Raw genomic sequence first — 23810 nt, forward strand, 5'->3', positions numbered from 1 at the left:
AATGGGCTGGTGTTAAGCCAGAAAGCAACCCCTAACAAGAAGGGGGAAATCGAAACCGTCAAAGAGATGCTGGACATTCTTGAACTCAAAGGTGCCGTTGTCACGCTCGATGCCCTGCATTGTCAGAGAGAAACACTCGAGAAAATCAGCGAGAAGAAGGCTCATGTGGTGGTACAGGTAAAGAAAAATCAGCCAAAGTTGTACCAAGCCGTTCAGTCACAATTCCAGGCACTGTTTGACGCTCAGAAAGAGAAGATTATCGTCGAGCACAAAGAGAGTGGGCATGGCCGCCAGGAAGAACGCTATGTGTTTCAATTAAAAGNCTACTATGTCAGCTCGTTATCCCCCAAGCACAAGTTGCTCGGGCACTATATTCGTCAGCATTGGCGGATCGAGAACAGTCAGCATTACATTCTTGATGTGGTGTTCAACGAGGATGCATCAAGGATTGCGATGGAGGATGCGGTCGAGAATATGGCGCTATTCCGACGGTTTGTTCTGAACATCGTAAAACAGAGTGATTGCGGCGCGCCGAGCCAGAGAAACAAGCTAAAAAAAGCAAGTTGGGATGACAATTATCGGGCACAGTTATTCTTTGGTTAAAAATTCAGCAAAGTGTGCTCCCGCCCTGGTTGTGTAGGGGATTTTCTGTAACATTTAAACCACCATTTAAACCACTTGCTTGGTTTCGTGGGTGGTGAGTGGTGTAACCTTCTGTTTTCATAGGAAGGGAAAGAGCGACTTCGGTCGCCCTTTTTATTGCAGTCCTGTATCAAGAGCTTGTGATTTAATGAAGGCTTGAAGCTTAGAGGCTGGCGATTTCAGCCAACACCTGCGGTAACCAAGCGGCTAAGCGCTGATCGGTTAGTTCATATTGGCTGGTTTCATCCAGCGCCAGACCTACGAAAAATCGGCCATCATCTACCAGAGCTTTCGAGGTCTCAAAGTCATACCCCTCATTCGGCCAGTAGCCCACGATCTGGCAGCCTTGTACGACTAATTTGTCATGTAACAAACCCATGGCATCGAGAAACCATTCCCCATACCCGAGTTGATCCCCCAAGCCGAACAAGGCGACGACTTTGCCGTGAAGATCTATGGTATCGATGGCATCCCAGTTGGCTAGCCAGTCCTCTTGGATTTCGCCGAAATCCCAAGTCGAGATCCCGAGCATCAGGATTTGGTAGTCCGCCATTTGTTGAATGGGAGTCTGTTTCAAATTGTGCAAATGAATATGATCGGCCCCCAGCAATGCCTGGATTTTCTCCGCCACCATCTCGGTATAGCAGGTACTGGAGCCGTAAAAGAGACCTATCGTCATTGCAAAAATACCGCGCGAACAGGAAAGGACAAAATAGTAACAAAAGCGCGGATGGCTCAATAGCTCGTTTACTACTTCTTGTTGTTGTCAAACAGGTGGCTGAAACGCTCGTAGATAAGGTCGCGCTCTTCCGGTGGCAGTTGGTAAAAATAGTGAGTGAATAAGCGTAAGAGCTGGGATCTGTTCATGCCGTCGTTTTCAGCGATCAATTTCAGGTGGTCGATGCATTCCAGACTCATGGAGTAGGTAGCTTTTTTGAAAACGGCCTTAAGGTCGTTGTTAGTCTCCTGCTCCGAGGTTGCTGAGCCGGGTTGGTTATCATTTTGACGCGGAGTACCGGGAAGCACTATCTGCCGGGAGTGCCCCAATGCATAGAGTTCAGCATCATTGATGAACTCATCCAGGGTGATGGGGGTGTTGGCAACATCAGTCTGGGGCGATTTCTTCTTCAGGTCAGACAAGCCCATAGTATTCCCTATAAATTCAGAAACTCTTTGGCGATAACCCGGATCTCTTCCGCTGCTTTTCCGCCCGGTTCAATTTCCATGACTGAAAGTCCGCGCTCCTCACTATCATCATATACATTGCGACTGTAGATGATGGCATTCAACACATTTACGCAATAGGAGGCGCAAACCTCTTTGGCCTCTAGGATCCGTTTGGCCTGATTCGGTAGGGATGGACACTGGGTCATGACCACTGCTGCGTTCAGCGTCGGGTTAACCATCTTGCAGGTGGTGATGATGTCTTCCATATGTGGCAGCGTCTTGAGGTCACGCCGTTTTGGCCTCAGTGGAATAAGGGCATGAGAGGCTACGGACATAGATGAGCGCAATGCCCGGTTATCTTGCCCGCCACAATCCACCACCACGAAATCATAACGGGTTTTCAGACTGAGCAGGTCCTCGCGGATGTTGCCATAGAGTTGCACACAATTGATGGAAGGGAGTTCGGTATTGTCTTTTCGCTCCTGGATCCAGTCTGATGTGGTGCGTTGAGGATCGCAATCGACCAGCAGAACCTCGCCGTTATAGTGAGTTCTGAAATAGACTGCTAGGTTTTGTGCCAGACAGCTCTTGCCGCTGCCACCTTTTTCGCCGCCGACCAGAACAATCATATGGCACCACCTCGAATGGATTCAAAAACCATGAACCTGAATGGCTTGAGTATAGATAAAGAATACTGTTTTTGTGGCAGAGGAGAGAGAAGGCCAATCTAACGATTGGCCTTGTGATCCGGTTCAGAAATTGGCGCTGACAATCTCTTTGGTAAATGATTTTTCACAGTATTTACACTTCATCCGCACATCACCTTTCACCTCGCGTACGCTAAAGCCGCTGGCTACTGGTTCGCTATGGCTGATGCAGTTGGAGTTAGGACAGGCGAATACGCCATTGATCTGCTCGGGCAAACGCAGTTGATGTTTCTTTACGACCCGGAAATCTTCGATGATGTTGACCGTGGCGTTGGGTGCAAACAGTGCGAGCTGATTCGCTTGTCCCTCGGTGAGGAGGGTGTTCTCAACCTTGATCAGGTCCTTGGCGACCAGGGCGGCTGATGGCAGGTTCAGACCAACGGTAATGCGCTCACGAGTATCCAGCAGGTGGAAAAGCTTGAGGATCTTGATGCCCTGGCCGGCCGGAATATGATCGATCACGGAACCGTTACGAATGGCCTCAACCTGGAGTTGTTTTTTCTCGGACATGGATGTGCTCCTTAAACGATTTCGTTGAGAACCAGAGCCAGCAGAGCCTGGCGGGCATAAACCCCGTTTTCCGCCTGTTCGAAGTAATAGGCATACGGAGTGCTGTCCACATCGATGTGAATTTCATCGACCCGTGGCAGAGGATGCAGGATTTTCAGATTTGGCTTGGCCTCCTGCAGCGTGTCTGTGGTCAGAATATATTTGGCCGCTATGTGTTTATATTCAGTTTCGTCAAACCGCTCTTTCTGCACTCGGGTCATATAGAGGATATCTAGTTCGGGGATGATCTCCTCGAGCTGCTCATGGATGCTGTACTCGATGCCACGCTCTTCCAGCTCTTCGCAGATGTAATCGGGCATGGCGAGCATTTCCGGAGAGACAAAGTAGAGGCGCGCGCCGAACAGGCTCAGCGCCTGAGCGAGCGAGTGGACGGTGCGGCCATATTTCAAGTCACCGACGAAGGCAACTTTCAATCCATCCAGCGTGCCCTGGGTTTCGTACAGCGTGAACAGATCGAGCAATGTCTGTGTCGGATGCTGGTTCGAACCATCACCCGCATTGATCACCGGCACCCGGGAGAACTCGGCTGCCAGACGCGCAGCACCTTCCTGAGGATGTCGAATCACGAAGGCATCGGTGTAGGAGGTGATAATGCGTACCGAATCGGCCAGCGTTTCCCCCTTCTTGGCCAACGAGGTATTCCCGGCATCGGCAAAGCCGATGATAGAGCCGCCCAGTCGTTGGGCCGCAGTCTCGAACGACAAACGAGTGCGCGTTGAGGCTTCGAAGAAGCAGCTGGCAACCAGCTTGTTGCACAGCAGATCATGGCGCGGCTCGGCTTTGAGTCTGCTGGCGGTTTGCACGACCAACTCCAGCTCGGGACGCGTTAGATCGGAGATAGAGATGATGTGCTTTTGGTACAGGGGGTTGGCCATCGTCTGATTTCCCTTAGATATCGGTCATACGGACAGAAAAAAGCCCCAATAGACGGGGCTTTTTCATGAGTTCTGTGCTGATCAGGAATGGATGGCAGCCACGCAGATAAACGTGGTGAGCTGGCGGGAAGATAGCGCGAGGTGCCATGCTGTTTCCTTATCCTTGAATCAGGGCGCATGGATTATAGAGCAACGCGGCTGGCATGTTAATTCAACCCGCGGGGAAAATGCGGTAATGGCGAGAGAATGCGCGGATGGTCACTTTTTGCTTACTTGTTGCGCACTTGCACGCGAACAACAGAAAAAGGGCTTTACCTTTGCAGGTCAGTTTGTATAATTCGCCTCGTTGAATGCAGGGGCGTAGTTCCAATTGGTAGAACAGCGGTATCCAAAACCGATGGTTGGGGGTTCGAATCCCTCCGCCCCTGCCAACACAAATTCGTAGAAACCCGCCTCTGGCGGGTTTTTGCATTTCTGCCCGGCACACTTGGGTTGCTGACGTCGACTTAATGCAAGCGGCGGAGCAGACGCCCCTGCAGACCGGTATCAAATCGCCACACCGCATCGAAAATCTTCATCAGTGCCGGCTTACCGTGACGGGAGAGCGCTACGGCATTGAACCTGTTTCCCTTCTCCTTGATATCTCTTACCTGTTCCAGCATCTCAACCGGTAGACGCTGAGCGATAAAGTCGGAGAGCACAATCGCATCGGCATTGGCGTACTCGTCTGCCTGCATCCGGTTCAGCATCTGGGCAAAACAAGGCGTTAGGTCGGTTCCCCCCTTGAAGCTGCAGCCAAGAAAGTTGAGTGCTTCTTGTAACCCCTCTGGCCCGATCAACTCATAACTCACCACATCGGTGGAAAAGAGCTGCACGATACAGCCCCGCCCCTCATTGAGTGCGATTTGCAGCAAGGCAAAGCAAAAAGCCTTGGCGGTCTCTTCTGGATAGCCGCTCATGGAGCCGGAGGTATCAATACAGACAATAAACGGGCCTTTGGGGATCTGGTTTTCGCCCTGCACATAACGCTCGCTCTGGATCCGCTGTGGGCTGCGGCTTTGGCCCATGAAGTGGTAATTCAGCAAGCGCTGCTCGGCCAGATGTTTATAGAAGATGGTCTCCAGCTCCGGATTGGCCAGTAACATGGCTTCGCTGGGGAGTAGGCGATTGAGCTGGTTACTCTGGTGTATCCCCACTAGATCATCCGGGATCCGATCCCGCTGTTCATATTGCAGGGCGGTTGTCTCAATGGTTTGTAACTGGCTGGTGGCTCCACTCTCCTGGCGCGCGGATCGCCCGAGCTCGGCGGCAATGCGCTGAAGCTCCGGGTTGCGGGCCAAGAACTTGGCATAGTGGCGTAGGCGGCGGCTATCACCCTGGAGCATAGTTGCCGCACTCAGATCCCAGAGCGTTCCGGGATCCTGCATGTCTAGCGCCTCCTCGACCTCGCTGGTGATCTCCATGCGCTTTTCCAGCTCTTTGAGCATCCGATCGCGATCTTGTTCGGCCATTTCCAGCTCGATGCACATGATCCGGTTCACCAGGGTATCGCGCCATTTGCGCAAAAACAGTTGCTTGCGTAGGTGTGGATTGGCCTCTTTGAGGTTCTCCAGCAGGCTGATGGCCTCTTGGTGGAAGGCGCTGGTCTTGGCTAACTGGCAGAGCAGACGCGACTCATGACTGCGGAACTGTTCGGCCGGTAGGGTCAGCGTTTCCTGGTACAGCAAAAATTCGGCTTCCAACTCGGGCGGTGCCGGCCTATGTTGTACCTCGCTATTCAGACCGCGTCCCCAGCGCTGCAACTGCTCGCGGATCTGCTGCTCGAACTTGGGTTTAGCTTGCAAAAAACCGCTGATCTGGGGTGAGGCCATAAAACTGCTCACCATATCCTTGAGGATATCCGCCTCATTCAAGGACAACAGGGTCGCTATGGTATGCAGCTCAACCATTACTGGCCTCCCGCATTTTGCAACAAGTTGTCGAGCGCCTCGCGAGCCTCGTCCAGCAGTTGCAACAGGGCATCATCTTTTTGTGTCAATTGCAGCAGACTCTCTTCAATCTGCAACAGCCATTCCTGACCTAAAAACAGATGTGGGCATTGACTGGTAAAGGTGTTGCGTTGCTGCTGGATCTCGCGCAGTAACTCGCGGCGTTGGGTATACAGGGCCTCGAGCTTTTCCAGCCAGCGCTGGGATTGCCATTGCGGGATACCGCCCGGTCGGGCAATCGCCACTGGAATGGCGCGGTGGGCCGCGTCACGAGCCATCAGTTGCTGCTTCTGATCGACATCCAGGGTCAGGGCGGTCAGGTGTTGGTCAGCATGTAAGTGAACCTGAACCTCACCGCCATGGCTGAGCCAGCGCAACAGTTCGGCTCGACCGAGACTGGCATAGCGTGTTGCTCGCTCCGGTTGTTTGGGGTCCAGCTGGCAAGGGGTCAAAAACAGTAACCGGAAGACCGATAGATCCGGATCCAGCCCCGAGCCCTTGAAGTCGATATGCCAGGCCGGTGTCTCGCGCTTGAACAGGCGATTATCTCGCGGCTCCAGCTGACAGCTGAGCTCGTGGGCCAACTCTTCATGAAAGTGTTGTAGCTCCTGGCGCAACCGTTGCTGCATGAAGCCGAGCCGCTCTTGCGCGAAAGCCTGCAGACGGGCGTAGTCCGAGAGTTGCTGCGTGATCTGCTCGCGGGCGTAGAGGTCGTGCCACAGGCAATCCTTCAGTAGCAGGAGATCGAGTGGCACTATTTGCTGACGGCCATTAAAGAAGGCACTGGCCTGCAGCAGACGTAACGCTTTCTTCCAGCGACGATCGGAGACATACAGCGACTGCTGATGCTCGGCGTGTGCCGCGTTATCGAGCAGGTTCAGGCGCTCACGCAACTGAAACAGTTGCTCGAACATGGCGTCACTCAAGCCGACTTGAGAGAGGGCCTGTTGCCAGCCCGAATATTCGTCATCATCGATTTTCAAGGCGGCTGGTACCGGGTCCTGGGCCGGATCCTGACGGCTGGTCAACATGGCGCGAAAGTTCTGCTTATCCTGGATCCGGTCCAGCCACAAGCGCAGCAACATGCGATCATAGAGGGCTTCGAGGCCGCTATCGGCTTGCGGTAATTCGTTGGAGGCGGTGACCAGCAGACGCATGGGGACAGCCACTTCCTTCTCGCCGTTACGGAATCTGTGCTCGTTAATGACGGTCAGCAAGGTATTGAGGATCGCCGGGCCGGCTTTCCAGATTTCATCCAGAAACACAACTTCAGCATCCGGTAGATAGCCCTCCGTCAATCGCAGATAGCGGCCTTCATCTTTGAGGGCCTGGATTGAGAGCGGCCCGAATACCTCTTCGGGGGTGGAGAAGCGAGTCATCAGGTATTCAAACGGCCGACTGTCGCGGAAGGCGCAGATCAAGCGTCGGGCGATCAGGCTCTTGGCGATGCCGGGAGGGCCGAGCATGAACACGCTCTCACCGGCGAGAGCGGCAAGCAGGCACAAGCGAATAGTGTCTTTACGCTCATAGAGGCCGATGGACAGTGCATCAATCAGTTTGCCAATTCGATCCTGAAGTATTTTGCCGCTCATGTCGCGGTTATCCCATAGTACATGCTTGCAGTATGCTGCCCCAGGAAACGTAAGGAAGGACAGCCCCTTGCTCGGGCTCACAGAAGCAGAGCCAATGGTGCTAATTGTTGTGATTAGTCTCACAAACGCAAGGGGATTCTGCATTTATAGCGGCAAAATCACTCACTCGGAAGTTGGTACCATCAGTTCGGCGCCGGGGGATGGTAAACTTCGTCGGTCATTCGTCAATTATCAGACAAGAGGAGATGAGCGCTATGGATACCCGACGTTTGGCATTGTTCAAACCCTTGGGCTTGCAAGAGTGGCAGCTGCGTCGCCCTGAATTATTGGTGTTGCAGGGACAACTGCCAGTCGTGGACTCCAAGGATAGTGGGGCTGAGGACTGGACGCTCTGGCTGCTAGGTGATCAACCGCGCTGGCTGGCCGATCTTTGCCGCCTGTTCCGGGTGCCTCCATGCTCATGTCAGGCATGGGATCCGGGCGTTCCTGTGGCTGCCTTGGATGCCGTGTTGGTACTAGCGCCCCCGGCGTCTGCAGAGGTCTTATCCGAGGTACCTGCGGCTCAGTTGTTGGATGGCCGAAATGGAAAACGTCAGCTGTGGCAACAACTCTGTGCTTCTGGACGGTTGGCTGAGGCTGTCGATGCTTGAATTTCGTGTTTTGAGCGTGCTGGATGTACCCGTCATGTTGCCATTGGAGCAAGATGCTCATGCCTATCCCTGGTCGGATTCTGTGCTCAGTGCCAGTTTTGGTGAGCGTTATCAGAATGTTGGCGCCTGGTGGCAGGGCCAGCTGGTCGGTTTTTACGTTGCCGATGCCCTATTGGATGAGAGCACGCTGCACAATTTGTGTGTTGTTCCGGAATATCAGGGCCGGGGCTGGGGGCGGGCACTATTAGCGCACTACTTACAGCAAACTGCCTTGGCGGGATGCCGTTGCTGGTGGTTGGAGGTTCGGCGGAGCAATATCCGAGCCCAGCAGCTCTATTTGCAGCAGGGGTATCAGCAGGTTGGGATCCGAAAAGGTTACTATCGCGCCGCGACTGGATCAGAGGATGCCCTGGTCATGCACCGTGGTGAACGGCTGGATTAGAGCAGAAGGTTTTTCGTAGCGGCTGGTGTGGAGTGCAGTGGATGGGGTGTATGTGTCAGCAAGGATGATGAACTGGCCACTGTGGAGCCTGCTGATGGTGCTGGGTTCTTCATCGGCCGCGGCCAGCGTGTACAAGTATGTCGATGCCCAGGGCACGTTGAGCTATACCGATGATCTGGGTTTGGCTGCGCCGTTTAAACCGCAAGAGATGGAATATCTGGACCCGGATCCGGACAAGGTAAAACTGCGGTACACGGCCAGCGGTAATCTTTTTATCATCAACGAATTACATGGCCCAGTCACAGTGACTCTGCTCTTGAGTCAGCAGCTCGGCGTACAGAGCCACCGCGACTTACGTGAACCCATAGTGGTACCCGCTCGCTCGGAGCAGTTTGTCGATACGCTGCGCTATAGCGGTAGCGGACAGCTCGAGATCACCCACAGCTTCATTATTGGCATGCCCTCTGCAGTTCAGGATTCCGAGCTACAACTGCCTTTTCGTGGCCGTTTTCGGGTCTCACAAGGCTTCAACGGTGGTTATAGCCATCATCTACCCGGGAACCGTTATGCCATCGATGTCCCCATGCCGGAGGGAACCCCAGTCCTGGCGGCTCGGCCCGGCGTGGTGCTGGATATGAAGATGGGCTTTCGTGGCAATAGTCAGGATCCCGCCAGTCGGGCGCAAACCAATTACATCCGGCTGTTGCATGCCGATGGCACCATGACGGTTTATGCGCACCTGCGCACAGGAACGGCACGAGTCAGCGCCGGTCAGAGCGTACATGTCGGAGAGATGATTGCCGAGTCGGGTAATACCGGCTATAGCACGGCGCCACATCTGCACTTTGCCGTGCAACGCAATGATGGTCAGCGACTGGTGTCGATCCCTTTTCACATCCAGGGACAGGTACCGACTCAGGGGAGCTGGTTGGGGAACTGACTCTGTTGCTGCCAGCGCTGCAATGCCTGCTGCAGATGGTGGGCATCCAGCGGTTGTGCAGATGTCATCGGGTCGGCTGCCAAACTGAATGCTGTCAGATCGCGGTTAAAGTAGAGCGCCTGGTAATTGGAAGCAGCAGCACGCTCCAGGATCACCAGAGGGAGTTCAGCTTTCCCCCGGTACCGATCGATGAGTTGTGCAGTGGCCGGATCGGCATCCTGCTGCAAGCGGACCAGTTGCCAACTCCCCAGTTCCCGAATCAAAACCGGATCCTGCCACAGTTGATGCTCGAGTTGCTGGCAGCGCGGGCAGGCGTTGCTCTCCAGTAACAGCAGTCGTGGTTTGCCATTTTGTTGTCCGCGATAGACTGCCTGTTGGTAGCCTGCGGCATTGTATAGCCAGTTGGCACGAGTGTGGGCGGGTTGGCCGTCCAGCATAAGCAGGGCACCAAGACAGGCCAGCAACAACAAAAGTGCTCCGACAATGGTCAACTTCATCGAATGCGAGATACTCGGCATGGTCTGATTTATCCTCAGCCGCTAATGAGTCACTATTCTGCGCCTCGCGGCGGGCTTTTTCAAAAAGCTAACACCTGTACGCTAAAATATGGGATCCTGAAGCCCAAGGCCTATAATGAGTGTCTGATTGGCCGTACAACTGTAAATAGATAGGTGAATCCTGATGCATGAGCTTCATTTGGTTCGAGTTTTTCGTACGCGAATCGAGGGATTGAAGAGCAAAGCGGCGTTACGGGTCCAGCAGGATGGACAATGGCGCGATATCAGCTGGCAGGCTTTGGGCCACAGCATCGACTTCTTGGCCCAGGCGTTGATCCGCCTCGGTTTACGACCCCAGCAGATGGTGGGGATCTTCTCCCGCAATATGCCCGAATGGACCCAGGCCGATCTCGGCATCCTGGCGGCTCGCGGGGTGGTGGTGCCGCTTTACCCGACCAATACCCTGGAACAGACCCGCTATATCGTGCGCGATGCCGGGATCCGTATTCTGTTTGTTGGCGAACAACCGCAGTTTGATCTGGCACTGCAATTACTACAGGCCGGAGAACTGGATCACATCATCTGTTTTGATGAGCAAGTGGACTTGCGTCAATGCTCGCAAGCCATGCGTTTTGATGCCTTGTTGCAGCATGGCAATCATGAGCCGAGCATGGCCGAATTGGCGCACCGGGCGACCGAGTATCGCATGGACGATCTGTTGACCCTGGTTTACACCTCGGGTACCACAGGCGAGCCCAAAGGGGTGATGGTGGACTTCAACAATCTGGCGGCTGTGCTGGTGATGCACGATCAACGGGTGACAGTCGGACACGATGATGTCTCGCTGGCGCTGTTGCCGCTCAGCCACGTCTATGAGCGTTACTGGAGCTACTACGTGCTCTACCGGGGGGCGGTCAATGTTTATATCCGGGATCCGCAGGCGGTGATGTCGGTGTTGCACGATGTGCGCCCAACCGTGATGTGTGCCGTGCCCCGAGTCTACGAGAAAGCCTACAACATCATTCACGGCAAGGCCGATAGCGCCAATCCAGTGCGTCGTCAGCTGTTCTACTGGGCTAAAGGCGTTGGGCTTAAGGCTCTTGAGGTGAAGCGCAGCGGTGAGTCGCTCGGGTTGTGGTTAGGCTTGCAATTCAAGTTGGCGGACAAACTGCTGTTTTCGACCTTGCGCCAACGCTTCGGTGGCCGGGTGCGTTTTTTACCCGTGGGTGGTGCGCGCCTGGCAGATGAGATTAACCTGTTCTTCAACGCCGCTGGTCTGAACATCAAGTGCGGCTATGGTCTGACCGAAACCAGTGCCACGGTTTCTTGCCCGAATATCGATGATCTGGCGATCGGCACCATTGGTACGCCGCTGAACGGTTTGCAGATCCGTCTGGGCGAAGACAAAGAGATCCAGGTTAAAGGTCCAACCGTGATGCGCGGTTACTACAACAAACCGGAGGAGACCGCCAAGGTCTTCACCGCGGATGGTTATTTCCGTACCGGGGATGCTGGCGATCTGGATGCTCAGGGGCGTTTGCTGTTTACCGAGCGACTCAAAGAGTTGATGAAGACCTCGAATGGCAAATATGTGGCGCCGCAGTTGGTCGAGGGGGCCTTGTCCCAGGATCGCTTCATCGAACAGATCGCGGTGATTGCTGATGCCCGGCACTTTGTCTCGGCGCTGATTGTGCCCTGCTTCGAGGCGGTGGAAGAGTACGCCCGTTCGATTGGCTTGAATTATCAAAGTCAGATGGAATTGTTACGGCATGGCAAGGTGGTGGCCTTTTTTGAGGCCCGGATCAACGGATTGCAATCCGGTCTTGCCAAGTACGAGCAGGTGAAAAAGTTTACTCTGTTGCCGCGCCCCTTCTCTATGGAGAAGGGCGAGCTGACGCCGACCCTGAAGTTGCGCCGCAAGGCCATCGAGCAGGCGTTCGGTGCCGAGATCGAGGCCATGTATCGCTAGAAACCATCGGGCGATGTTGCTCGTTGCAAGTGATAAGCACAACAAAGCCAACCCCGAGGTTGGCTTTGTTGCATATGGTGGCCGTGACGACTCATTGTTTGACACGGATCAGCTGCTGGGTATCGAATCCCATCTGTCGGGCCTGCTCGAGAACCTGGTCGTATGTGGTGGGGGCCAGGGTAGGCGTGCGCGCCAGGAGCCAGAGATAGTCACGGTTGGGACCGCTGACCAGCGCATACTGATAATCGGCATCCAGTAGCAGGACGTTGTAGCCGCCATAGAAGGGGCCAAAGAAGCTCACCTTGAGGTGACCGACATCGGGACTTGAGACGAACTTGGCGAGACCTTCGGCTTGCCGCCACTGCTGCAGTGCTGGATCATAACCGCGATTGATGACCCGTATGCTGCCGTCCGGATTCCGGCTGTAGTGGGCGGTGACCCGCTCCAGTCCGCGCTCGAATGAGTGGTCGAGGCGGGCTATCTCATACCAGGTTCCCAGATAGCGTTGGTCATCAAAGCCACTGACCGGGGTCAAACCGTCGGGGGTGCCACTGCAACCGGTTAACAGGAACAACATCAGGATCGATACTAGACGCATAGTCAGCTCCTCAAACAAGGCTGGATTGTTGACGTGTCATTGGCTGGTTTAGATCTTTTTTGCTAAAAATTTTTTATGAATAGAACAGAAAGTAGCAAATAGGGCGAATTTATTCTAACTGGTGCTAGCCGAAGCGTTTTTTTTCGCAAATATACCGGCTACAGTGTGAGACCCATTTTGTCGATGGCCCCGTTGTGGGTCATCGGGGAAGGTAGGATCGCGCGGCACAGGCCCTCGAAGACCGGCAACAAGACCGGCTTTTCGGCATTGATGACTCCAGGATCAGGTGACTGGTCTGGTGTCAAAAGAGGGTAAAGTTTGTTACAAATCATGCCCCGTACTGCCTTATACGTTAGTCGTGGTGATGCTGGTTGTCTCCACGCACGACTGTAGCGCCCCCCAGTCGGTGTTACAGGTAATCGCGACCTTTATTCAATATCAGGGAATAGACATGCAGATTGGTATACCGAGAGAGAGTCTCGCCGGTGAAACTCGGGTGGCTGCCACCCCTGCCACCGTGGAGCAGCTGAAAAAGCTCGGCTTCGACGTGGCCGTCGAGTCTGGTGCCGGTGCTCTGGCCAGCTTTGATGATGCCGCCTTTGAAGCCGCAGGTGCTGTGGTGGTTGACACTGCCACCCTGTGGCAATCGCCGCTCATCTATAAGGTGAATGCGCCATCCGAGGCCGAGATTGCGTTGTTGCAAGACGGCACCACCCTCGTCAGTTTCGTTTGGCCCGCTCAGAATCCGGAGCTGGTGGCTAAACTCTCTGTCAAGAAGATCAATGTCCTGGCGATGGATATGGTGCCGCGTATTTCACGCGCCCAGGCGCTGGATGCCCTGTCGTCCATGGCCAACATCGGCGGTTATCGCGCCGTGGTCGAAGCGGCCCATGCCTTTGGTCGTTTCTTTACCGGCCAAATCACCGCAGCCGGTAAGGTTCCGCCCGCCAAAGTGCTGGTCATTGGTGCTGGCGTGGCTGGTTTGGCTGCCATCGGTGCAGCTGGCTCGCTCGGTGCTATCGTCCGGGCTTTCGACACTCGCCTGGAAGTGGCCGAGCAGATCGAATCCATGGGCGGCCAGTTCCTGAAACTCGACTTCAGCAATGAAGAGGGCGGCTCCTCCGATGGTTACGCCAAGGTGATGTCCGAAGAGTTCATCGCTGCCGAGATGGCGCTGTTCGCCGAACAGGCCAAGGAAGTGGACATCATCATCACCACAGCCCTGATCCCGGGCAAGCCAGCTCCCAAGCTCATCACCAAAGCTATGGTCGATAGCATGAAGCCAGGCTCGGTCATCGTCGACTTGGCCTCTGCGGCCGGTGGTAACTGTGAGTACACCAAGCCGGGCGAGCTGATTACCACCGCCAGCGGTGTCAAGATCATCGGCTATACCGATCTGCCGGGTCGTCTGCCGACTCAATCCTCCCAGCTGTATGCCACCAACCTGGTCAACCTGACCAAGCTGCTGTCCAAGGAAAAAGACGGCACCATCGATATTAACTTCGAGGATGTGGTGCTGCGCAACATGAGCGTGGTGCGTGACGGCGAAGTGACCTTCCCGCCGCCAGCCATCAGTGTCTCGGCCGCGCCGAAGAAAGAAACCGTCACCGCAACCGTGGCCAAGGAAGCCAAGAAGCCATCCAACCTGAAGTACTGGCTGGCGGCCGCAGGCATCGCCGGTTTCGGTTGGGTGGGTCATGTGGCGCCACCGGAGTTTTTGTCGCACTTCACCGTCTTCGTGCTGGCCTGTGTGGTCGGTTACTACGTGGTGTGGAACGTCACCCACTCGCTGCATACGCCGTTGATGTCGGTCACCAATGCCATCTCCGGCATTATCGTGGTCGGCGCTCTGCTGCAGATTGGCGCGGGTTCGGGGTTGATTGCGGCGCTGGCGTTTGTCGCCGTGCTGATCGCGACCATCAATATCGTCGGTGGCTTCACCGTGACCCACCGTATGCTCAAGATGTTCCGTAAGGATTAAGGGGAAAACACCATGTCTCAAGGATTGGCCACGGCATCCTATATTATTGCTGCCGTACTGTTCATCCTGAGCCTCGCCGGGCTCTCCAGGCAGGAAACTGCTAAATACGGTAACTGGTTTGGTATCGTCGGTATGGCGATTGCTCTGGTAGCCACCATCGCCAGCCCAAGCGTCGACGGCGTTGTCTATATCCTGATTGCCATGGCAATCGGCGGGGCAATCGGCGCCCGTCTGGCTCTGAAAGTCGAGATGACCCAGATGCCGGAACTGGTGGCGATCCTGCACAGCTTCGTCGGTCTGGCGGCGGTGCTGGTGGGCTTCAATAGCTTCATCGAATTGTTGCCAGCCGATGCCGCGGCACAACTGGTTCTGCCACTCTCCGGCAGTCCGGAAGAGATACTGGCGGCCGCGCAACAAGCCATCGCCCAATTGGCAAACCAACAAGGGGGGCATTCCGGTCACCTGGTCGGTGCCATGCTGAATATCCACCTGACCGAGATCTTCCTCGGCGTGTTTATCGGCGCGGTTACCTTTACCGGCTCTATCGTCGCGTTCGGCAAGCTCAATGGCAAAATCAGCTCCAAGCCGCTGAACCTGCCACACAAGCATAAGCTGAATCTGCTGGCGGCCGTGGTGTCGCTGGTCTTGATGGTGTACTTCGTCAATGTGGGTGGCTCGACCTGGGCTATTGTGCTGATGACGCTGATTGCTCTGGCGTTCGGTTGGCACCTGGTCTCCTCTATCGGGGGCGCCGACATGCCGGTGGTGGTCTCCATGCTCAACTCCTACTCCGGTTGGGCCGCGGCGGCGGCGGGCTTCATGCTCTCCAACGATCTGCTGATCGTCACCGGGGCTCTGGTAGGCTCCTCCGGTGCGATTCTGTCTTACATCATGTGTAAGGCGATGAACCGCTCTTTCATTTCGGTGATTGCCGGTGGCTTTGGTACCGATGGTGTCAGTGCCTCCTCCTCAGATGAGGAGATGGGTGAATACCGCGAGATGAAGCCGGAAGATGTGGCGGATCTGCTGAAGAACTCCAGCTCTGTCATCATCACCCCAGGCTACGGCATGGCGGTCGCTCAGGCCCAGTATCCGGTGGCGGAAATCACCCAGAAGCTGCGGGATCGCGGCATCAAGGTGCGCTTCGGTATCCACCCGGTGGCTGGTCGTTTGCCAGGTCATATGAACGTGCTGCTGGCCGAAGCCAAGGTACCGTACGATATCGTGCTGGAAATGGACGAGATCAATGAGGACTTTGCCGATACCGATACCGTGCTGGTTATTGGTGCCAACGACACCGTGAACCCGGCGGCAATGGAAGATCCGGGCAGCCCGATCGCCGGCATGCCGGTGCTGGAAGTGTGGAAGGCGCAGAATGTCATCGTGTTCAAGCGCTCGATGAATACCGGTTATGCCGGGGTGCAGAATCCGCTGTTCTTCAAGGACAACTCCCACATGTGCTTTGGCGATGCCAAGGGTACAGTCGAGAGCATTCTCAAGGCACTGTAATTCGGCAATTGAGTATCGAAGGGAGGCATCGCGCCTCCCTTTTTTTGTTCACACTGCCGTGGTGAGCATTACTCGGCCTCTTCTTCCCAACCATCTTTGACCCCTGTCACCATGTCCCGGGTGCCATGACCAATATCCCGGGTGACATCTCGTGTGGTATGCCCAATCTCTCGGGTGACGTCCCGTGTGGTATGGCCAATGGTTTTGCCGGTTGCCTTCATTTCACTGCAGGCAGTGGTTCCGGCAAGTAGTAATATCACTATGACTGGCCATCTCATCATAAGTTGCTCCCGTCTCTGGTTCATATTCTGTTGTTTATATCCTTGATCCTGCCGTGCTAACCAGAGAACAAGGGGTGCTGGATATTTAGCATCATTTTCCACGCTTGTTAACCGGTATCCGCTGGCGCCGGATACGTGATTAAACGTCATTGAGTTCTTTGCGTACGGTTTCGGGGGATATAACTCGAATTGCTCATATGAGAACTGCGCGGTCTCGACGGTGAATTTCACTACGGTACGTAGACGGCACAAGGTATCATGCCGAGTCGCCAATCAGCTTAAACCATGGAGTGAGTTACATGCATGTTCGGAGACTACTAAAAGTCTTGTTGGTCAGTCTGTTATTGAGTGGCTGTGTGGCCCCCTTGCTGGCGGGAGCTCAGAGTCAATTGATGTGGGCATTACTCAAACCCCTGGTTGGCTTTGACCCGAACGAGGTGAACTTGTTTGAGCAGCCACTGATCAAGGATCGGATGCAACCCCTATTGGGCGAGCATTATGGCACTGCGGTGACTCTGCTCAAGACCGCAGACGAGATCCAGCAAGAAGGCCCGCTGTTTTATGTGCTGTCTAACAACAAGGTTACTGGCCCACTGGCGGATAAGGCCGGTTTTGTCTGGAACTCGCAAACCAATCAAATGGCCGTGCTGTTACAGCAACAGGGTAAATCAGCCGTGTTCAGTGAGCCATTGGCGAATGCTGCCGCAGAAACCACGGGCGCAGCCGCAACGGTTCCGGTTTGGCCACAGGCCATGCAGGCACTGCTGACTCCAGCCAGCTTGCAGCAACAGCTCCAGGATCAGGCGGCTGCTGCGGTACAGGGCCAAGTCCAACCCGCGGCGGAGGCGGCTGGTAGTGCATTATTGCCTGCGAGCTCGGCGGCCACCGCAACGGCAAACTAGCTCGGGGTATCGGTCGCCAGTTGGGGAGGGCTGGAAAGGGATTCGCGGGCTAGCTCGATGCGATTGCGCCCTTGTGACTTGGCCTGATACAGGGCTTGGTCGGCGCGAGCAAAAAGTTCGCTGACTTCCACGGTCTCCGGGGTAACCGCGCAGACGGATACTAGCGGTCAACGGCTGACGGTGTTGGTTACCGAGTTCGAACGAGGAGGATTCGATGTGCTGACGTACTCCCTCGGCGACCACCAGCGCTTGTTCCAGCGATACGTTACGTAGCAGGACCAAAAACTCCTCGCCCCCGATGCGAGCCAATGTGTCGGTATGACGGGTTTTTTCTTGTAAGCGCTGTGCGAATTGCTGAAGGACTCGATCACCGGCGGGATGGCCCCAGTTATCATTGACCGATTTGAAAAAATCGATATCCAGCATCACGACGCAGAATTCGTGGCCATAACGCTGGTAACGCGCCAGCTCGGCACTCAACTGTTCATTGATATAACGCAGATTGTGCAGTCCGGTCAGGGCATCGGTTTCCGACATTTGCCGCAGCCGGGTTTCAGCTTCGCGTCGGGCACTGATTTCCATCCGCAGTCGTTGGTTCAGGCGACAGTACCAAGCCGTGATCAGCAGCAGAGCGCCGGCCAGCAGGGATACATAGCCGATGATGCGCAAGTACTCAGCGACCAGGCTGTGTAACTGGTCGTCGCTATATAGGAAATTACTCAAGTCCAGGCTGCTGGCTTGTGCGTGATCCAGCTGTATTTCGGCAATTCGCTGCCAGCGCCAACGGTTCATATGGCCGATGTCGATGAGGTCGGACTGCATCAACCTGAGCATGGCATTGGCTTCAAATTGCAACTGATCAACCGTTTTTTCGGGGGCATAGCGCTGGCGAATCAACTGGATGGTTTCTGGAATATGGCTCATGGCATAGTTCCAACCTTGCAGCGACGCCTGACGAAATACTTGCACGCGTTCGGGATGGAACAGTAATTCATTGCGCGAAGTGAAGAGCACATCCCCATAGAAATCGATGCCGTAGGTGCGAGGATCAATCAGCTGATAGGGGATCCCCTTTTGCTCCAGTTGGTACGGTTCATTGGTGACATAGGCGTCGTAGGCATCGACTTCGCCGTCGATCAACGGTTGTAAATCGAAGACGGTTTGCACCAGGTTCAGCTTGTCGAGCGCTAGCCCTTCACTGGAAAACGGGGCGAGTAATTCGACGCTTTCGCTCAAGGGAAAAACGGTCATCAGACGTTTGCCGACCAGATCGTGCAGATTACGAATATCGGGGCGATCCAGCACCAGCCAGCTGACCGCCGAGTGTTGCAAGGTGGCCGCCAGAGCGACAATCGGCTTGCCTTGAGCGTACTCGCGCACCAGCCCCGAGTTGGAGATACCATAGGTTGCATCACCGCTCAGCACGGCGTCCACCGGCGATACGTAACTACCGGCATAGCCATTGGGGCGTAGCGTGACCGCCAGTCCGGCATCGCGATAGAAGCCTTTTTCCAGCGCCATGTAATAACCGGCGAATTGGAACTGATGTACCCATTTCAGTTGCAGGGTAACGGCATCGGCAGCTTGAATGGGCAAGGTTGCCAACCATAGCAGCCCTATAGCCAGGATGCGGGATCGGCTGAGCATCAACATAGGGTGAAAACTCAACAGTAAGGATTGCATTCAAATTACCCAATTTTGTCGGAATAGCCAATCTAGTCACAAGATAAGAGTTGCGAATGTCCGGCTGTTGGCGTTATCGCGATCCGGACATGGATGTTAAGTATCATGGCTCATAATTAAGATCTGGCCACCCATGGTCGCCATGGTGCACCGAGTGAGTGACAGGGAGTGTGCAATATGTGGACTAAATTGAATCCGGCACGACTGGCCCCAGGCTTGGCATCGCTGCTGGATTATCGCCGGGAATGGTGGCGCGCGGATCTACGAGCGGGCCTCTCGGTGGCGGCGGTGGCCTTGCCGGTCGCCATTGCGTATGCGGCGTTGGCGGGTGTCAGCCCGATCGCCGGACTCTACTCCTGCATTCTGCCCATGCTGGTATATGCCCTGTTTGGTTCTTCCCGTCAGTTGATGATAGGCCCGGATGCCGCCACCTGTGCGGTGATCGCTGCCGTGGTCACCCCGTTGGCTGCCGGGGATCCGATGCGACATTGGCAGCTGGTGGTGGTACTGACGCTGATGACCGGTATCTGGTGTCTGCTGGGCAGCCGTCTGCGATTTGGTACGCTGGCGGATTTTCTGTCGCAACCGATCCTGATGGGGCTGCTCAATGGGGTGGCCATCACCATCATGGTCGGGCAGTTGGCTCGTATCTTCGGCTTTCATTATGCCGATCGGGGTCTGATCGAGCGGCTGGCAAACAGCTTCGAATATCTGCGCCAGATGCACGGCCCCACGGTGGGGATCAGCCTGCTCACGCTGCTATGTCTGTTGCTGTTGCGTCGCTGGCAACCGGCCTGGCCTGGCACTCTGCTGGTCATGGCGGCCTGCGCGCTGCTGTCGTTTGGACTGGATTTGCAGCAGTTTGAGGTGCAGACGCTGGGGCCACTCGCCAGCGGCTTACCCAACGTGCAGTGGTCGGCATTTCCACCCTCGTTGCTGCGGGAGTTGGTCATGCCGTCGTTGAACCTGGCCCTGGTCAGTTTTGTCAGCATGATGCTCACCGCCCGCAGTTTTGCGGCCAAACGCGATTACGAAATTGATGCCGATCAGGAGTTTCGTGCCTTGGGGTTGGCCAATATCGCCGCGGCCTTCTCGCAGGGATTTGCCATTAGCGGTGCCGCCTCACGAACGGCGGTCAACGATGCCGCAGGTGGCATGAGCCAGATGGTCTCGGTCGTTGCGGCACTGGCCATCGGGAGTGTGACGTTTTTCCTGGTCACGCCGTTGCAATATATCCCATTGGCGACCTTGGGCGTGGTCTTGCTGGTCTCAGCTGCCAGCTTGGCCGATTTTCCTAGTCTGTGGGCTTTGCGGCGCAGTGATCCCGGGGCTTTCGCGCTGGCATGGATCACCCTCCTTGCGGTGCTGACGGTCGGGGTGATGCCCGGTATCGCCTTGGCGGTGTTACTGGGTCTGTTCCAGTTTTTGCGCAGTATGATGCGGCCTAGTGATCAGTTGCTGGGGGTGGATGCGTCGGGGGTGGTACATGCGTTGGGACACAACCGGGGTATCCATGCCATTCCTCATGTGGTGGTGTACCGTTTTAACGCCTCGCTGAGCTACTTCAATGCCCCCTATTTCAAGCGTCGGGTGCTGGCCTCTTTGCGCCAGGCGCCGCAGCCACCCAGCTTGATCATTGTCGATGCCGTCTCTTGCTTCTCCCACCTGGACATTAGCGTCATGAGCATGTTGGCCGATTTGCAGCGGGCATTGCAACAACAGGGCTGCCGTCTCTGGCTGGCGGGGCGGCGAACCACCCTGACTCGCTGGCTGCATCTGGCGGGTATTGAGCAAGGGGATGAGGGCATCCGCTTGTGCAGTGATCTGTACAGTGCGATTCGCCGGGTCACCAATGAGCAGGCACTGAATTCAGCGACCGCCCAGGATAAGCCAGCCGCGCCAGAGTCTGCGGCGCCAGAGTCGGTAGCACCAGGCTCGGCCGCACCAGGGTCGGAGGAGCCGCCGCTTTCTTCGTGAGTAACTGGCAGATCGAGGCTTCACTTCCTAGCCTGATAGAAGGAATGGTCGTTGTCAGTGGAGGTTGCGCATGGACTACCGTCAGCTCTTGGTCAGCGTGGATCTTCAGCACGATGTGAGCTACCTGTTGCAGCGTGCCAGTAAACTGGCGCAGTTAATGGCGGCGCGTTTGCATGTGCTAAGCGTGCTGCCGCTGGATGAGCCATTTTCCGGACTGGCTGGCAGCGAGAGCCTGCTGCGCCTTAAACAGGAGAGCCTGGATTATCTGACTCGGCAGGTTGCCACGCTGCCCTGTCAGTTGGGCGAGTGTCGCGTCGAGTCGGGGTCGGTTGCCGCGGCGATCCAGCGCACTCTGGCGCAACTGCACTGTGATTTATTGATCCTGGGAGCGCAGCAACATGCCGGTTTCACAGCTGGATGGGGCGGGGAACTGGCCGGGTTACCCCATCATCATCACGATGTGCTGGTGCTGGATGGCAATCGTCCCTTCTGGAGCCAACCGCTGACGTTTCAGCTTTTCTTACCACTCAATGAGGAAGGGAAGGGATTGTTGGTTCGAGCCGATCGTGTGACTCGTGCGTTGGACGCGAAACTGGCGGTGGTTTCGGTGCTGGAAACTCCGGTGGGTCAAACCGAGCAGCAAGCTGATGCGGCCCTGAGCCAGGCGGAGCATCAGCTGGCAGACTGGCTGGTCCGTTTGCCTCACCCTCCCCAAAGTTGGCAGGTAGTTCGGGGAGAGCTCGGGCTCTTGCTGGCACAAGCCCGGGCGTCGGTACAAAGCCAATTGTTGATTGTCGGCGCCGGTCGCACGCAGGCGGCCCATCTTATCATGGGCAGTCATGTTCCCGCTCTGTTGCAGCAAGCGCACGGTGATCTGCTGATCCTGCACTAGCGCCAACTTGCGGAATATGACCCGACCGAGGCCGGGTCCTGGTGCGGTCGTTACGACGCGGATGTTAGTCGAGCAGAGAGTAGGGCAGCGGCAACGGCCGTAACTGACTGGCGATTTGATCTTTGATGCGGAAATGGGCCTCCAGCTCGGTATCCAGCGGCAATACGGCCGTGACCAGTATCAGCCCCTCGTGTTGCCACACATCCAGAACCTGGCCGGAGCGCTTCCACTGTTCGCCGAGTTGCCGCTCTAGCGACTCTCCGGGCTGCACCGTCTGGTCGGCACGACCTTGCAAAATAAACAGGCCGCGGTTGTTGGCACCCCGGTATTTGGCGCGGGCCACCGTCTCCTGACCCATATAACAACCTTTGCTGAAGCTGATCCCGCCCAGAGCCTGCAGATTGAGCATCTGCGGTATGTACTCGCCCTGATGGATGGCACTCATATGAGGTAAACCCGTCAGGATCTCCTGTCCCCACCAGTCGGCTTCGGCCCGTTCCGGTAGCGATGGCACCGGCTGTACTGCTGCGCGGGCAAGAAGCCAGCGATCCGGGGTGATGCGAATGGCCATGCCATCGGGGAGCAGGCCGCTGTCGGCCAGACCGAACTGTGCCTGAAACCAGCTATCACTGCCCTGGCCCGCCACACCCAGCAGCGAATAGTCGGTTGTCGCATCGAGGATTTCGACTTTCGAGAAGACGCCATATTTTTTCAGCTCCGGTAACATCCGGGGCAGCAGGCTGCGCTCGGTCAGCAGCAATAAGGCCTCCTCGAGCACCACCAAGCGAAACTCGCCCCATAGCTTACCTTTGGCGTCGCAGTATCCGCCCAGGCTCTGTTGACCGGGAAGCAGCGCGGTCACCTCGCAGGTGACCTGGCTCTGCAGGTATTTGACTCGCTCGGTGCCCGTCAGACGGATGACAGCCAGGCGGGAGAGGAGATAACGGCCAGGCTCGGTGGGACTGAGTGCAGGCAAAGAGAAGGCATCGGTCATTGGCAATTCCTGATTGGGCCTCGAGGAGGCATCCGTTTTTGTGACCTTCATGGTAATGATGGGAATGCTGTTTGTCAGCCGGAAAGCGAGCTTGTTACCATGGCGGATGCGGAATATTCGGGAGACACAGATGTTGGATGACAAGGAGTGGGAGCGGCTGCGTTGGCAGTGTCGTCGTGGCATGCTGGAGTTGGATGTCATCTTGCGGCCGTTTATGGATGAGGATCTGCCACAGTTGAGTGAGCGGATCCAGTGTGGTTTTGTGCGGCTGCTGGAGTCTTCGGATCTGGAGTTATTCCGCTGGCTGTTGCGTGGTGAGTCACCGGTTGATGCCGAATTCCGGGAGTTGATTGAGGTGATCCGTGACCACCACCAGACACGTCATCTCGGTTGAGCCCTCTGGGGGGCATCAACTCCTGTTGCTGGCCGGGCACCTGCTGGTGGCCGCGCTGAGCTGGGAGTGGTTGCCGAAATCCTATGGACTGGGGTGCCTACTGATCCTGGTCGTGAGTCTGAGCTATTCCTTGTACCAGGCCAACCGGCGTCGGTTCACCCTGGAGTGGGTGGATGACGGGCTGTACTGGCAGCAGCGGCGTTATGCCCTAGGGATTGGATCGCGCGTCGGTCCTGGCTTCTTGTGGCTGGATTTGCAAGGACCTCAACCCTGTCGGTTATGGATATTTGCCGACAGTCTGGCGCCGCAGGAATATCGGCGTCTGGCTCGGTATATTACGTTATGTACCGAATCATGACTATTCATCGCATGGTGTTATCTCTGGCCTTATATTTTTGTTGCGTGTGATATAGCCTTGGTTGTGAGGGCAGGGCAAGATCGCGAACGTTTTTTAAGCAGGGCATGAGGATTTGACCTACCGAACGGGGTGTGATCTTATACTCTCTTTTACGGGAGTTTCGTCATGAACCATCAAGCGGCATTTACCCAATTCTTCTCCG

At 55.8% G+C, this 23810-nt stretch carries 24 protein-coding genes and 1 tRNA gene; 13 read left to right on the forward strand and 12 right to left on the reverse strand.

All coding sequences use genetic code 11. From position 1 onward, the window contains the following. Nucleotides 1–603: ISAs1 family transposase (locus ACYVG7_RS03165; RefSeq protein ID WP_460881797.1), on the forward strand; the 603-nt coding region annotated here is incomplete at its 5' end. A gap of 202 nt (nucleotides 604–805) precedes the next feature. Here the strand turns inward: ACYVG7_RS03165 and fldB are convergent. The 5 genes from fldB to pyrB form a co-directional block, all read right to left on the reverse strand. Continuing rightward, nucleotides 806–1321, reverse strand: coding sequence for a flavodoxin FldB (gene fldB, locus ACYVG7_RS03170; protein ID WP_460881798.1), 516 nt, complete (start codon nucleotides 1319–1321; stop codon nucleotides 806–808). A 71-nt stretch (nucleotides 1322–1392) separates the two neighbouring features. Next, nucleotides 1393–1788, reverse strand: coding sequence for a CopG family transcriptional regulator (locus ACYVG7_RS03175; RefSeq protein WP_460881799.1), 396 nt, complete (start codon nucleotides 1786–1788; stop codon nucleotides 1393–1395). An 8-nt stretch (nucleotides 1789–1796) separates the two neighbouring features. Further along, nucleotides 1797–2438, reverse strand: coding sequence for an AAA family ATPase (locus ACYVG7_RS03180; RefSeq protein WP_460881800.1), 642 nt, complete (start codon nucleotides 2436–2438; stop codon nucleotides 1797–1799). 123 nt (nucleotides 2439–2561) lie between these two features. Beyond that, a complete protein-coding gene (pyrI, locus tag ACYVG7_RS03185) occupies nucleotides 2562–3026 on the reverse strand; it encodes an aspartate carbamoyltransferase regulatory subunit (protein WP_460881801.1) in 465 nt (154 codons plus the stop codon). Between the two features lie 11 nt (nucleotides 3027–3037). After that, entirely contained in the window at nucleotides 3038–3961 is a 924-nt protein-coding gene (pyrB, locus tag ACYVG7_RS03190; protein WP_460881802.1) for an aspartate carbamoyltransferase, read from the reverse strand. 354 nt (nucleotides 3962–4315) lie between these two features. Here pyrB and ACYVG7_RS03195 point away from each other — a divergent pair. Next, nucleotides 4316–4392, forward strand: a tRNA-Trp gene (locus ACYVG7_RS03195). Between the two features lie 75 nt (nucleotides 4393–4467). Here the strand turns inward: ACYVG7_RS03195 and viaA are convergent. Beyond that, on the reverse strand, nucleotides 4468–5910 hold the full coding sequence (gene viaA / locus ACYVG7_RS03200) for an ATPase RavA stimulator ViaA (protein ID WP_460881803.1): 1443 nt from the start codon (nucleotides 5908–5910) through the stop codon (nucleotides 4468–4470). Further along, entirely contained in the window at nucleotides 5910–7541 is a 1632-nt protein-coding gene (locus ACYVG7_RS03205) for an ATPase RavA domain-containing protein (protein WP_460881804.1), read from the reverse strand. Before ACYVG7_RS03205 ends, viaA begins: the two co-directional genes overlap by 1 nt. A gap of 254 nt (nucleotides 7542–7795) precedes the next feature. Here ACYVG7_RS03205 and ACYVG7_RS03210 point away from each other — a divergent pair, with 254 nt between their 5' ends. From ACYVG7_RS03210 to ACYVG7_RS03220, 3 genes are all read left to right on the forward strand, one after another. Further along, on the forward strand, nucleotides 7796–8191 hold the full coding sequence (locus tag ACYVG7_RS03210) for a hypothetical protein (RefSeq protein ID WP_460881805.1): 396 nt from the start codon (nucleotides 7796–7798) through the stop codon (nucleotides 8189–8191). Continuing rightward, nucleotides 8184–8633 (forward strand): ribosomal protein S18-alanine N-acetyltransferase, encoded by a 450-nt coding sequence (rimI, locus tag ACYVG7_RS03215; RefSeq protein ID WP_460881806.1) that lies wholly within the window; start codon nucleotides 8184–8186, stop codon nucleotides 8631–8633. The genes ACYVG7_RS03210 and rimI overlap by 8 nt, the downstream gene beginning before the upstream one ends. A gap of 64 nt (nucleotides 8634–8697) precedes the next feature. Beyond that, nucleotides 8698–9573 (forward strand): peptidoglycan DD-metalloendopeptidase family protein, encoded by an 876-nt coding sequence (locus ACYVG7_RS03220; protein ID WP_460881807.1) that lies wholly within the window; start codon nucleotides 8698–8700, stop codon nucleotides 9571–9573. On the opposite strand, the gene ACYVG7_RS03225 is transcribed toward ACYVG7_RS03220, so the two are convergent. Next, on the reverse strand, nucleotides 9549–10091 hold the full coding sequence (locus tag ACYVG7_RS03225; RefSeq protein ID WP_460881808.1) for a thioredoxin domain-containing protein: 543 nt from the start codon (nucleotides 10089–10091) through the stop codon (nucleotides 9549–9551). The genes ACYVG7_RS03220 and ACYVG7_RS03225 overlap by 25 nt on opposite strands. A gap of 163 nt (nucleotides 10092–10254) precedes the next feature. Between ACYVG7_RS03225 and ACYVG7_RS03230 the strand changes: the two genes are divergently transcribed. Beyond that, nucleotides 10255–12039: an AMP-dependent synthetase/ligase gene (locus tag ACYVG7_RS03230; protein ID WP_460881809.1), complete on the forward strand. Its 1785-nt coding sequence runs from the start codon at nucleotides 10255–10257 to the stop codon at nucleotides 12037–12039. Between the two features lie 91 nt (nucleotides 12040–12130). Here ACYVG7_RS03230 and ACYVG7_RS03235 read toward each other — a convergent pair whose 3' ends face one another. Beyond that, a complete protein-coding gene (locus ACYVG7_RS03235; protein WP_460881810.1) occupies nucleotides 12131–12637 on the reverse strand; it encodes a lipocalin family protein in 507 nt (168 codons plus the stop codon). A 451-nt stretch (nucleotides 12638–13088) separates the two neighbouring features. On the opposite strand from ACYVG7_RS03235, the gene pntA reads away from it, so the two are divergent. Together pntA and pntB are read left to right on the forward strand one after the other, a co-directional pair. Continuing rightward, complete coding sequence (gene pntA / locus ACYVG7_RS03240) at nucleotides 13089–14618, forward strand: Re/Si-specific NAD(P)(+) transhydrogenase subunit alpha (protein ID WP_460881811.1); 1530 nt, start codon at nucleotides 13089–13091, stop codon at nucleotides 14616–14618. Nucleotides 14619–14630: 12 nt separating this feature from the next. Further along, the gene (pntB, locus tag ACYVG7_RS03245) at nucleotides 14631–16127 is read left to right on the forward strand and encodes a Re/Si-specific NAD(P)(+) transhydrogenase subunit beta (RefSeq protein WP_460881812.1); all 1497 of its coding nucleotides are present in this window, start codon (nucleotides 14631–14633) and stop codon (nucleotides 16125–16127) included. 68 nt (nucleotides 16128–16195) lie between these two features. Here pntB and ACYVG7_RS03250 read toward each other — a convergent pair whose 3' ends face one another. Further along, nucleotides 16196–16408, reverse strand: coding sequence for a hypothetical protein (locus ACYVG7_RS03250; RefSeq protein WP_460881813.1), 213 nt, complete (start codon nucleotides 16406–16408; stop codon nucleotides 16196–16198). A 299-nt stretch (nucleotides 16409–16707) separates the two neighbouring features. Between ACYVG7_RS03250 and ACYVG7_RS03255 the strand changes: the two genes are divergently transcribed. Further along, on the forward strand, nucleotides 16708–17310 hold the full coding sequence (locus tag ACYVG7_RS03255; RefSeq protein ID WP_460881814.1) for a hypothetical protein: 603 nt from the start codon (nucleotides 16708–16710) through the stop codon (nucleotides 17308–17310). Here ACYVG7_RS03255 and ACYVG7_RS03260 read toward each other — a convergent pair. Then, nucleotides 17269–18993 (reverse strand): ABC transporter substrate-binding protein, encoded by a 1725-nt coding sequence (locus ACYVG7_RS03260; RefSeq protein WP_460881815.1) that lies wholly within the window; start codon nucleotides 18991–18993, stop codon nucleotides 17269–17271. The genes ACYVG7_RS03255 and ACYVG7_RS03260 overlap by 42 nt on opposite strands. Before the next feature lie 177 nt (nucleotides 18994–19170). On the opposite strand from ACYVG7_RS03260, the gene ACYVG7_RS03265 reads away from it, so the two are divergent. Both ACYVG7_RS03265 and ACYVG7_RS03270 read left to right on the forward strand, forming a co-directional pair. Continuing rightward, nucleotides 19171–20970, forward strand: a complete 1800-nt coding sequence (locus tag ACYVG7_RS03265; RefSeq protein ID WP_460881816.1) for a SulP family inorganic anion transporter — start codon at nucleotides 19171–19173, stop codon at nucleotides 20968–20970. 70 nt (nucleotides 20971–21040) lie between these two features. Continuing rightward, nucleotides 21041–21862, forward strand: coding sequence for a universal stress protein (locus ACYVG7_RS03270; protein WP_460881817.1), 822 nt, complete (start codon nucleotides 21041–21043; stop codon nucleotides 21860–21862). A 64-nt stretch (nucleotides 21863–21926) separates the two neighbouring features. Here the strand turns inward: ACYVG7_RS03270 and ygfZ are convergent, their stop codons facing one another. Next, the gene (ygfZ, locus tag ACYVG7_RS03275) at nucleotides 21927–22856 is read right to left on the reverse strand and encodes a CAF17-like 4Fe-4S cluster assembly/insertion protein YgfZ (RefSeq protein ID WP_460881818.1); all 930 of its coding nucleotides are present in this window, start codon (nucleotides 22854–22856) and stop codon (nucleotides 21927–21929) included. A gap of 130 nt (nucleotides 22857–22986) precedes the next feature. On the opposite strand from ygfZ, the gene ACYVG7_RS03280 reads away from it, so the two are divergent. Further along, nucleotides 22987–23250, forward strand: coding sequence for an FAD assembly factor SdhE (locus ACYVG7_RS03280; protein ID WP_460881819.1), 264 nt, complete (start codon nucleotides 22987–22989; stop codon nucleotides 23248–23250). Further along, on the forward strand, nucleotides 23219–23608 hold the full coding sequence (locus tag ACYVG7_RS03285; protein WP_460881820.1) for a protein YgfX: 390 nt from the start codon (nucleotides 23219–23221) through the stop codon (nucleotides 23606–23608). Before ACYVG7_RS03280 ends, ACYVG7_RS03285 begins: the two co-directional genes overlap by 32 nt. Nucleotides 23609–23810 lie beyond the last annotated feature (202 nt).

Source organism: Pseudaeromonas pectinilytica (assembly GCF_054780855.1).